Genomic DNA, 11,722 nt, shown 5'->3' on the forward strand with positions numbered 1-11,722 from the left:
AGCATGAGCCGGTCCGGCAACGTCTGGGACAACGCGGCGATGGAGAGCTTCTTCTCGTCGTTGAAGACAGAGCGCACGGAGCGCAAGACCTATCGCACCAGGAACGAGGCAAGAGCGGATGTGTTCGACTACATCGAGCGGTTCTACAATGCCGTCCGCCGTCACTCGACCATCGGATACCTCAGCCCTGTTGAGTTCGAGCGCAAGGTAGGATTAGCTTAACCGGGTGTCCATCAAACCGGCAGCAGCTCACGTCCTTCGAAACACCAAGCTGCTTGGTCCAATACTTGACCTCGAAGTCCGCGTGCATGTTGATCTTGCTACGGTCGCGATGGTCCCGTTTGGTCAGACTGTCGCTCATCGTTCTCCTCCATCGCCCGTACAAGCCGCTCATCGTCGAGAACGGCCAGCAGATCATTGATTGTATTCTGGCAGTTCCGCGGGCCGGGCTCGGCATAGCGAGCCAGGATGGCTTGCGCTTCTCTTACCGCTTGGGTTACGCGATCCGGCATGCCGGTACTCCACTCACCGGCGAGGAAAACGCGCTTAAGAACGGTGTGTTCCTAAAAGGAAGGCCTCCGGGAGGAGGGAGGCCTAGTCTGGGGAGGTTGCATACCGTGGGAAAACTTGACCTGCTGCGCCCCGTTCCTAGAGCTGCGCGTGAAGCTGGCGCGTCCGCGCTGATCGTTAATCTGTGTTACAAGTGCGCTTGAGCAGGAGCCCTGCTGTCATCCGGTAGTGGCTTGTCCACCTTGGGAGAACAAGGGCGAGAGGCTTCAATAGAGCCGGTCTGCTTGGGTCCTTCCCGCTTTAACATGCATTCTCATCGCTCGCAAAGATGGCCGTGGCGCTCGACCGCCTGGTCGCGAGGCAGCCGCCGCCAGGCACCACAATCATTCTGAGTCGCGCTCCCCTTTTGATTCCAGCATTGAATTCTAGGCAGCTCACAGCAACCGCTCGCCCGCGACGCGTGCGGCGCACCTCCGAGAACGCCTCCGCGCGGACCGCCCTCCAGTGAGGATTGAATGGAAGTAGATCTAACGCCCCCAGCTGGTTTGAACATTCGGCTTTCGCGCGGATCAGCCGATGCAATCGATACTTTCCGCCGTGAACGCGGCCGCGAGCTAGCCTTACTGATCGTCACGCTCTGATTGTTCGGCAAGTACGTCATATTATTCAGTCAGATCCTTGAGCCTTTCCGCGAACAGCGAGTGTGCCGCACCTTCGGCTAGTTGACGCAACCACACGGCCCTCTTACGCGACCTTTCCGTGTCAAGGTCACTATGAGCTTTCGCATTCGAATGCATCCTCTGCTTTCTCCCGTGCTCACAAAAAAGCCGCCCCGAAGAGCGGCCTTTTCATCCTTGGACGTAATTGTGTGCGGCGTTCGAGCGCCGTCTTTGGCAGACTTCGAAGCATACCCACACTCATCGGGCTATTGCCATCCTGCAGCGCACCAAAAACTTGGTCCTGCCGCCAGCATGCCGCTGGAGCGTGGCGCTAGGCTCACGGAGAAGCCGCGCCTTCAGCCTGGCCACCGAAGGGCATCGACAAGTAGAACAAAGCAATGCTTCGTGCCGGTTGAGGTCACGTGTGCCGACATCACGCCGCAATAGCTACCGCCGCACCATTTCGTAAAGCCGGCGCTGAATTCCCGATGCCGCATTCGCTTGAATGTCCGACAACCGCCCTTGCGGAACCTAGGACTTCCGCCGCAGTGCACTCGAGCTGAGAAAGTGGACTTCCCCGCCAAAGGCAACTCCGTGTTGACCTGCCGAACCTTGTCGATGCCGGCAGATTGCAGCCTACCCACATTTGCTTTCAATTAGCAGGTCGTCAGGCCGCGTCTCTGCGTATATTTCGACTCGCGCCGCGGAGAATTGCTGTGTCAATGAAGCTGCCCGAGACGGACCTCAAGTCAACCCAAAGCATAGAAACCATCGAACTTAAAGACGAGGACGGCGAACACGTCGCGCAGTACTTCTTTGATAAGGGCCATGGACATCCGTTTTGTTGTTCGGGAGATAAAAAGGAACATTCAAGTCTCCCGCCGAAGGCCCGGAATTCATCGCCGGCGTCCTGGCCGTGATCGAGGAACGACGAACATAGCCTTACAAGCGAGAAGACGCGCCGCGGGAGCGGATCGGGGCGACCAGCTGCTGCAGATGCAACAAGCGGGCTTTTGATCAGACCGGTTCAGCAGCGGCAAGCCACCACAATCGCGAGATCGAACGTCCGCGAACCGCCCAATTCTAATCTCCTGGCGGCGCCGTCCCTCGGCCCAAAATAATCGTTTCAACTCTCAGGCAGGGCATGCACCTGTAGGCGTAAGCGGCGGGTAGGTTCGCAATTGGTGGCAGCATGGCGAGAAAATCCATTGGCCGCTGACATCTATTGCAGATGAGAGCTGGTGCATTGTCCTTGTCACCGCCGCGCGCCATTGCCGGACCGCCCAAACGTAAGGACGGTAAATCCATCGATCGGCGTTTACATCTCCGGGCAACTACCGGGCTGCCGAATCGAAAACAGGCCCCGCCAACGTGAGCCGCTATTGCTCCGGAAGCGCGACTCAGTTCTCACTCCGACCATTGGAGCCAAAGGGGGCGATCGTGAACGGCGAAGCCGGGTGCACCGTTTGTAGCCAACCTCGACTGCTCAAAGCTGTTTTCCCCGTGGCCAAAGGCTATGAACTGAAGCGTTATGAATGCGCCGGTTGCGGCAGCGATCTGTGGCTAGTTACGAGAGCCCGCCGATCATCCGCGTCTAAGCAGCAAAGCGGAAGATCCCGACGAGGTATGCGGCTCAAGACCATCGAAGCGGCCTTGAAAGGCGCCGCTCGTGCCGCCGCTAATCAAAAATCGAAAGCCCCGCCAGCGTGAACCGGGGGCTCTTTCTGGAGCGGGGGTGGAGGCCCTTCTGCCGGCTATGAAGAGATCATATTGCGAGCCAGAATTGCTGCGATGCGATCATTCATCGCGGCTGCGTGGTCCCATAGACCTGTTCACCTATCTTGAACTGCGCGGGCCGTAGCAGTCCGCCTGCTGTAGCCTTCGTGGTATTCAAGTCCCTTCGCGCCACGATCAACTGCCCCGCCGCAAGTTTTCCATTTTTGTATCGATCAATCGCGTGTTCTGATTGTCATTGGAGGACCGTATTTTGCCCAAAGAATATTGCCTAATCGTTCGTGCTGCCGGAAGACAACTGGACCTGTTACGCGGGGAAGCTTCCCGCATTGCGAAAGGCACAAACGTGGATTGGTGGATCGATCGCGCGGAGGTCGGAACTCGTTTCTGCTTCGAGGATACGAAGGCCAAGGAGTCATTCGCTCTCGCTTGTGACAACTTTGGCATTTCCTGCCGAGACGGCTAGCCTAAAGCGACGTTGCAAGCCGGCGGCAGCGCACCAGTTATGTTGGCTCTTCAGCGCTGATCCGGCGCCGTGCCTAGGACGTCCGCACCTGAATCCGAAGCACGGGAGCCGAGCGCTTCGGCGCCGCCGCCGAGAGCGGGCTAGATGAAGCACGCCCCTGCGCGCGCCGCAACGGAAGTCGGCAGGGCCGAGCAGCCACTATGCCGGGGGCGATGCGAGGAAGGCAGTTTGCCCGACTGCCGAATCGCCGGCGACTGCGACCACTCTCCATCATGATCGCGCTTCGCTCAAAGATCCGTCTCGTTTGATATTAGAAGATCAAAGTCTCCGAATATGTGTCCTCTAACGACCTCAACTGCGGTGAGAGATGAACCCGCTCCATCGCGACCGTGCACGAAGCCATTTCCCCGCCCCGGCGAAATCTCCCTGAAACAGAGGGGGTCGAAAGTGGCGGCATCGAACGCGGGGAATGTCACATGCTAGTCCTGATGAACTTGATCTGGCGGCGTCTTGCCTACACGATGCTGGTCGGTATGCGCGCCAAGCTCGTCCGCCAATGACAAGCGTAAGATGGAAAGCATCCGCCAGGACGATCCCAGCCAGCCCCGGAGCCGGCGCCCTCACCTTTGGGCGCCGGTAGTTGTCCGGAGTCCATTTTCGGAACGGGGCTTCTATCATCGGAACACCGGGGAGACTTAAGTCGCCTAAACACGAAAATGGGACGGCTTGATTTCCAGTCCCCAATGCTCCCGGCTGCCGGTCCAATTGCGGATCAGAGCGCCGGGAGTGCCGCGGCGGGCTCGCACCACCCGAAAACTCTCCGCGTCAAAGGAAAAACCGGCCGAAGTAGGAGCCGGCGGAGTTCGAAAAGATTGTTGGCGAATCGGCTGGCACCGATCGCTCGATCGGCCTATCAGAGTCGCCGGCGCGGCGCGAAGGCTAGCCCTCTCCCCTCGTCGCGGCGCTCCCCGGTCCAAAGCTGTTGATCCAGAGTTCTACAACCTGTGGAAAAGGAAGCCATGTCAGCGCAGCTGGATTTCTCGAATCATCCGCGTGTGTCGGTATGGAGGCAAGTTTTTTGCGGGGGCCGGTATGGGCCACTTCGTCGCAGTCCTGCTCTTGATGACCACCTTGATGCTAACCCTATGTTTCGGCGTCGCAGCGTGGCGCGTTTCGGATGAGGGCGCTGAAACTCGCGTTCAGTTCCAGCCTATGTGGATGCAGGCGTCTGCGAACTGACATGCTGCACATAGCGAGTTTTGGGTAATTAAAGACAGGCCCGACAGACTCCGCCGGGCTCATCGTCGACCGAGAGTTGTTGGGATCAACCCCTCTCGTCCGCTAACGGGATGGTCCGACCTGCTCCCTCACGGCCGCTGCAACAGAGGCGAAAACGAGGGGCACGCCATGCTTCATTCTGAAGCTGCGGAGCCCACGTGTGAGTCACGGCAGGTCCATGTGCGTCTGAGAGATACGAGCAACGGCTCTCTAGTCTCTGATAGGAAGAGGAACGATAGGCCGCCACCGCAGTTGGTCGCGATGCCGGTTTGCTCCACTTTGCTCGATGCTGTGGGCCACTGAGACGCGATCGATGCGCATCGCCCAGATCGCACCGTTGGTGGAGAGCGTCCCTCCAAAACTCTACGGCGGCACCGAACGCGTCGTCGCTTGGCTGGTGGATGAGCTCGTCGAGTTGGGGCACCAGGTGACCCTGTTCGCGAGCGGAGACTCCCGAACTCGCGCTGAACTGCACCCTGTTTGGCCACGCGCCCTACGGCTCGGCCGTCCCCAACCCGATCCGAACGCCGTTTTGGCGATGATGCTCGACGCTGTCGCCGGACGCGCACAAGAGTTCGACGTGGTCCATGCTCATCTCGATTGGGCCCACTTGCCGGTTTTGACGCGATCCACCACCCCGTTTTTGACGACTCTGCATGGCCGTCTTGACCTTCCCGGCATCGGCGAGGTGGTTCGACAGTTTCAGGGCGCATGCTTCGTATCGATCTCGGACAACCAGCGCGCCCCGCTGCCCGACGCGAACTGGTGTGGCACGGTGCACCATGGGCTGCCGGGCCGCTTGTTTCATGCCTCGTACGAGACGGGATCCTACCTGGCCTTTCTTGGACGGCTCACGCCTGACAAAGGACCGGATGAAGCCATTCGGATCGCGAGAGCAGCAGGAATGCAGCTGCGGATCGCGGCAAAGCAGCCAAGGGGCGAGAGGGGCTACTTCAGAACGCATATCGAACCTGAACTCGACGGCTCGTGCGTCCAACTGATTGGGGAGGTTGATGACAGGCGCAAGCAGCCTTTTCTGTCAGAAGCAGCGGCCCTGCTGTTTCCGATCAAGTGGCCCGAGCCGTTTGGACTTGTGATGATCGAAGCCATGGCGTGCGGAACGCCCGTGATTGCCTACGGGGCCGGCTCCGTGCCCGAAATCATAGAAGACGGGGTGACCGGATTCATCGTCGATAGCGAGGAGGCCGCGGTCAAAGCCTTGAAGAGATTGGGCGAGATAGATCGTCGCACCGTTAGGTCGCGTTTCGAGCAGCGCTTCACCGCAGAGCGGATGGCGCAGGACTACGACCGGCATTACCGCAAGCTGCTCGATGCGGCAGGCGGAGCCGAGATCATGCCATGATGGGGCCGTTAGAAGTCTCCGTCGGACTCGCGGTCGTCGCGCTGACGCTGCGCGACGTGTTCGACACCGTGATCGTTCCGGGTGAGAGCCAGGGCTTGCTTCGCGTGCTGCGGCGCATGCTCTCGGCCTTCCTGCCCGTCTGGAAGTACGCACGGCGGCGTAGATCAGGCATTTCCACCAGTTTCGGGCCGTTCGCGCTGGTAGCAGCCTTTGTCACCTGGATGCTCCTCCTCCTCTTCTCGTTCGGGGCGATGGCGCACGGACTAGGGCAGTACTTCTCACCCTCGGCCGACAGCTATGCGCAAGGAGTTTTCATCGCAGGAACTTCATTGGCAGCAATCGGTCCCAGCGGGATCCAGGCCTCTGGACTGGCGCGCTGGGTCATCGTGGCCTCGGGATTTTGCGGATTGGCCGTGCTGACGATGGCGGTTACGTATCTTATTCAGATGCACCAGGGCATTTCGAACCGCGATGCAACGGTGCTGAAGATCACCACAACGGCGGGCGAGCCTCCCTCCGCTCTCGCGATCCTCGAACGCTACGCCATCCTGGACTGCCGCACAGAGATCGGGGAAGTGCTTCGAAACGGTCGAGAATGGTGCAGCTCGGTGCACCAGAGCCACGCCTCGCATCCGTCTCTGATCTACTTCCGATCGGTCGGGGCGGGCGCAGGCTGGCCTGCCACCCTGGGTGCCCTGATCGATTTGGCCTTGATTGCCGAACTGCTCATGGAGGAAACGGCCAACAAGGGTACTGCCGTGCTGCTCCGCCAGGAAGGCGTCCGCCTTCTCCAGGACATCAATAGACTGATCGGGCTCAAGGCGGGTATCGCGAGCACAACGGCCGCCGACGTCCTGAATCTGAGCAATCGCCTTAGCGCCGCGGGCTATACTGTTCGCTGCCCGATCGATGCTGCCGAATTCGCCCGCCGCCGATGCGAACACGCCGCGGCGATCCAGGCTATCGCCAGCCATCTCGGCACCTCTGAGGCGCCTCTGCTGCTTGCGCGCGGCGGGCTACAACGTGGGATCTTGGATCCGGTGCAGCGGTCTTGACCTATCCTGCCGGTCGTCGATGAACCTTCGCAGCGCGTCTCATGACCTATAACGAGTGTCGCCACCCGCGAGGCCCTCTTTGGGCTTGGACTGCGTGTGTAGCGAGGCTGCTGGGAGCCGTTAGGCTGCTGAATTGGCTTACCAGCGCAGTTCGATTCACGAGTGGCAGCCGGACACCGCCATCATTTTTGGAAACCAGCAATGAGCACAAACCCGAACAAGGCGCTTTGGGAAAAGGGCGACTTCACGAAACTGGCGGCAACCATGCGCGAGAGCGGCGAAGCACTCGCGAGTTCGCTTGGTCCCGCGAAGGGAATGAAAATTCTCGACCTCGGATGCGGTGACGGAACCACGGCCATTCCCCAAGCCAAGCTTGGTGGCGACGTGATCGGCGTCGACATCGCCAGCAACCTCGTGCAGGCCGGCAATGAACGGGCCAAGGAAATGGGTCTTTCCAATTGCCGCTTTCAAGAAGGTGATGCCTCTAACCTCGCTGATCTCGCTGACAAGAGCTTTAATCGCGTCGTGAGCATCTTCGGGGCCATGTTCGCACCGAGACCATCCGACGTCGCCAAGGAAATGGTCCGTGTGACACGCCCGGGCGGACGGATCACCATGGGAAACTGGATTCCTGGTGATCCAACTTTGGTTGCTCAGATCCTGCGAATTGCGGCCTCTTACACTCCGCCTCCGCCAGAGGGCTTCGTCAGCCCGATGACATGGGGCATCGAGAGTAACATCATCGAGCGGTTTGGCGGCGCAGGTATTGCCGAGCAGAATATCTCGTTTTCCCGCGACACCTACACCTTCAATTTCCCGGGCACCCCGGCGCAATTTGTTGGGGTGTTCCGCGATTATTACGGACCAACGATGAACGCGTTTGAGGCGGCGGAAAAGAACGGACGCAAGGCGAATCTGCAAAAAGAAATGGAAGCGCTGTTCATCGCTCAGAACACGAGCAGGGAGGCAACATCCATCCCTGCGACTTTCCTGCGCGTTAGCGTGGCAGTGGAGTGATCTATCCTCTCCTGATCGTGTTGCCAGACGGCCGCGAGATCGTGACATTGCTCGAAGCGGGCGAAGTACATTGCTACTCTGCCAAAGAGAGAGCGCGGCGCACCTGAATGGCACGCCGCAATGGAGGCGCTGATCCTTGTGGCGGAAGGCGGAGGGCCGACGATGTTTCAGAGATTGGTGGCACCGGCTCTGCTGTCCTGCGAAGACATGCGACGATGGCGGGTCAATCAATTTAAAGGAGGTGACTCAAGGAGATTCCGTTGAGACCGATTTGGGCGCCAGGGAGCGCTCAGATCGCAGCACTTGCCGACTTCGAAGGCATCCCTAGGAAGTATGACGTGGTCGCGGAAGCAGAAGTCGCCTCCCTTCGGTTGGGGTAAATCGCAGCAAGACTCTGGCTCGCTTTCCGAGAATAACACGCCCAAGGCGGCGCCGCTTTCAGGCGTATGCGACAATGGAGCAACAGTCCACACCGCCTTGCGCGAGAGCACGAATGTTAATTTGCGCAAGAAGCCCGATTCAGGCCAGCTCTCCGCAGCAAACTAGTAGCTGCGGGGGCAACAATGAAGGTCACGAGTGGAATCAGCGCAGCAGCCTTGTTCCTGTTCACAATGAGCTCTGAAGCGTATGCAGCGCGCCAGCACAGACCGGGCGAGCGAATTTCCTGCTCGGAAGTGAGGTACTACGTTGCTAGGTATTCGGCGGCAGTAGCCGAGATGTACGCCCGGAGTCAGGGCGCCACTAACCTCCAGATCGAACGGGCGCGACGTTGCTTGGCCGCGAACGAAGCAACCGAAACAGGGCAACAACGGTCCTACAGCGAATAAGCCCGTCTTGCGCTGCAGTGCTCGACCGCTCCATGGCTACCTTCGCTCCTTCCAGCAGCGGTCTCGCTCTTTTTACTTCGCGAGGGCGGCTCCAAGCGAGGCTGGGACCCACGATATCGTAACTTGCAAACGATCTTGCGGGCACCGCGGAGTCCGGTCAATCTGGAGTGATGAAGAAAGGCTCAATCTACGGCTAAGCAGTCCGTCATCCGCCGCTTCGTAATCCTGCACTCTCTTTCTGCTTCGCTATCAAGCGAGGACACGCAGTGCAGAAATCAAATCCGAATGGGCAATGGCTGCAGACGACACACGCTGCGGCTCAGGCAGGCAAAGTGTCACAAGTCTGTCGGTGCGAAGATTGGGGGGTACGCTTCGCGGCTAGTTGCCGGACCATCCAGGATATTGCGATGAGTTGTCGCCGCCAAACGCCAAAACGGGCGCTTCCTGCTGCGGCGCGCGCTGCTGGTTTCGTCGAGCACGAGCTTCCGCTGCGTGCTTTGCCTTGCGTTCTGCGTAGCGGCGCTTTCGATCTCGCGCCTCTGAGTCGACCTTTAGGGCGTCAGCTTTCTCGACTCGATTATCGGCCTGCAACTGCACTGGCTTCACAGGTTCCGAAGCTGGCTGTGTCACAGGGCTAGGAAGCGATGCCTGGTGCTGGGGAAGCTCCGCCGGCTGCGGAGCAGCTTCCGCCGAGCTGGGCAGAACAACGCGTACAGCGGGCCGTGTTTCCGTGGCTGAAAGGCGCTGGAACCCACCTGTCTCATTCAGGGCCGACTGGGCGGCAAATAATCCACCACCGAAGCCAACTGCTAAAATGACAAAGGTCGTACCAATCCCCGCAAAGAATGCGCCCGCGCTTGTCGCCATTGAACAACTCCCCGTTTGGGTGAACGAACGCGTTCGCGATGAATTCCGTTCCGCGGCGCTCGGGAATTTGTGGCACGGAGCAAAAGCTCAGCTTGATGATGCGCCACGTCTGTCGTTGTATCGCGCTCACGTACCTTGGATAGGCAAACAACCGGGCTTGCCCAGTCGAAATCGAGTTTGCGACCGATACTGCCATCGATTGTACCAGCAGGTGCAATCGCCCCACGACGTCTGAGGGAAGACGACTTGAGTCTGTATGCTGTCCGACTCGCAAGTCGGCGCTGCAAGGGTCCGGGCCCATCCGCACCCACAAGGGAACACCGATGGATGCAGCTCGCACCGATCCGCACGAGCATGGGCCGGACCTTGCAAGCGGCAAAGCAGACCTTGGAGGCAGGTTCCTCCGGCAGCCGCAGCCGAGAGCGAACATGCTCGACAAGTGATCCCTAGCCCCTGTCCGTGCTATGATTGGTCGACCTCCCCAGACGCCATCCCTACCCGCGGATCGAAGTCTGGCCACGAGGGACGCACACAGCTATCCTCACCCACGCACGCGAAGGCGCGTCTTTCACTCGAAGAAATCGGAGGAAAACGATGTCAACACGCAGAGATTTCGTCAAAACAGCGGTTGCAATGTCGGTCGGAGGCAGCGCCTTCGCTCACACAAACGCGGCGCGCGCAGCCGCGCAAACACCACCTGATGAGATGCCTCGCGGGCTCACTTTACTGTCTATTCAGCGAGATGACGGTCTCGAGACGCTTGGGGTGAAGCTATCAACTGGTGTTCTCGACGTTGCATCGGCAGTCAAAGCCCTCAACATGGATGCGCCTGTGACGCTCGAAGACCTGCTTGCAAACGGCGGAGCGTCGGCGCTGCAGCAACTGATAAGCGCTGCCAAGGACAAACCGGAGTTTCTCAAGGACGAAGGCAAGATCAAGTTCGGGCGTTTGTTCACTGATCCTGGCAAGATTGTATGCGTTGGCCTGAACTACAAGGAGCATGCCGAAGAGGCTGGAGAGAAGTTGCCGAAAGAGCCAATTCTCTTCAACAAATACAATAACACGCTGGCCGCGCACAATTGCACCATCAAACTGCCCGCACGTGAGCTCTCCTACAAGTTCGACTATGAGACGGAGCTGCTGATCGTCATGGGCAAAGTGGCGCGGAATGTCTCAGAGACTGAGGCACTGAACTATGTCGCCGGCTACGCGATTGGACATGACTTCTCGGCACGAGATCTACAGCTCGAAAAGGGCGGTCAGTGGATGGTCGGTAAGACGCTGGACGGATTTGCGCCGATCGGACCCTATTTCGTGTCAGCCGATCTGGTCGATCCGAATAACTTGAAAATCGAAACATTCGTCAACGATGAACCTGAGCCACGCCAATCATCCCACACTTCAAAGTTCATCTTTAATCCGCAGAAAGTGATCTCCTATGCATCTAAAATGTTCGCACTGGAGCCTGGGGACATCATCTTTACCGGGACTCCCTCAGGGGTCATCATTGGCATGCCGAAAGAAAAGCAGGTCTGGCTCAAAGCCGGCGACAGAATAACCAGCCGGATTGAGAGCCTTGGCACCTTAAGGTTCGACCTAGCGTAAGCTGTCTCCCTGCAGCAGACGGGATAGGATCCGCACTTCGCCTGCGGAACTTTGTCACCGGGACGACGTCTCATTTGTTCGACGTGATGCACAGCTCAAGTTCATCGCGGTCGGCGAGCTTGTTTGATCCGGCCGCGTCCCTCGATCGCGAGCGGCTCGGCTCTGATGGCGGCTGCCCACGCCTTAAGCTGGGTGTAATTGTTAGAGAGAAATTGCCTCGCGACCTCCGGCGGCCCCGTCTCATATTTCGAGCGGCAGGTCCTTTGAACCGCCCCGGGTTTGCCGGAGGCTCCAACTCCTGAGAGGATGGAGCCATGACAAGCAAGACGACGAACAAGTTT

General features: G+C 59.0%; 6 protein-coding genes and 1 pseudogene. 5 read left to right on the plus strand and 2 right to left on the minus strand.

All coding sequences use genetic code 11. From position 1 onward, the window contains the following. Window positions 1-222: IS3 family transposase (locus tag AC0L3S_RS38075; RefSeq protein ID WP_473285001.1), on the plus strand; the 222-nt coding region annotated here is incomplete at its 5' end. A gap of 31 nt (window positions 223-253) precedes the next feature. Here AC0L3S_RS38075 and AC0L3S_RS38080 read toward each other — a convergent pair. Continuing rightward, window positions 254-361: pseudogene (locus AC0L3S_RS38080) on the minus strand (DUF3606 domain-containing protein); the annotation flags it as partial. A gap of 4,599 nt (window positions 362-4,960) precedes the next feature. Between AC0L3S_RS38080 and AC0L3S_RS38085 the strand changes: the two are divergent. From AC0L3S_RS38085 to AC0L3S_RS38095, 3 genes are all read left to right on the plus strand, one after another. Continuing rightward, a complete protein-coding gene (locus AC0L3S_RS38085) occupies window positions 4,961-6,010 on the plus strand; it encodes a glycosyltransferase family 4 protein (protein WP_473285003.1) in 1,050 nt (349 codons plus the stop codon). Continuing rightward, window positions 6,007-7,065, plus strand: coding sequence for a hypothetical protein (locus AC0L3S_RS38090; protein ID WP_473285005.1), 1,059 nt, complete (start codon window positions 6,007-6,009; stop codon window positions 7,063-7,065). Before AC0L3S_RS38085 ends, AC0L3S_RS38090 begins: the two co-directional genes overlap by 4 nt. Before the next feature lie 201 nt (window positions 7,066-7,266). Next, entirely contained in the window at window positions 7,267-8,082 is an 816-nt protein-coding gene (locus tag AC0L3S_RS38095; protein ID WP_473285007.1) for a class I SAM-dependent methyltransferase, read from the plus strand. 1,205 nt (window positions 8,083-9,287) lie between these two features. On the opposite strand, the gene AC0L3S_RS38100 is transcribed toward AC0L3S_RS38095, so the two are convergent. Beyond that, window positions 9,288-9,776: a hypothetical protein gene (locus AC0L3S_RS38100; RefSeq protein WP_473285009.1), complete on the minus strand. Its 489-nt coding sequence runs from the start codon at window positions 9,774-9,776 to the stop codon at window positions 9,288-9,290. 594 nt (window positions 9,777-10,370) lie between these two features. Between AC0L3S_RS38100 and AC0L3S_RS38105 the strand changes: the two genes are divergently transcribed. Next, the gene (locus tag AC0L3S_RS38105; protein ID WP_473285011.1) at window positions 10,371-11,381 is read left to right on the plus strand and encodes a fumarylacetoacetate hydrolase family protein; all 1,011 of its coding nucleotides are present in this window, start codon (window positions 10,371-10,373) and stop codon (window positions 11,379-11,381) included. Window positions 11,382-11,722 lie beyond the last annotated feature (341 nt).

Source organism: Bradyrhizobium sp. Ken01, assembly GCF_055807355.1.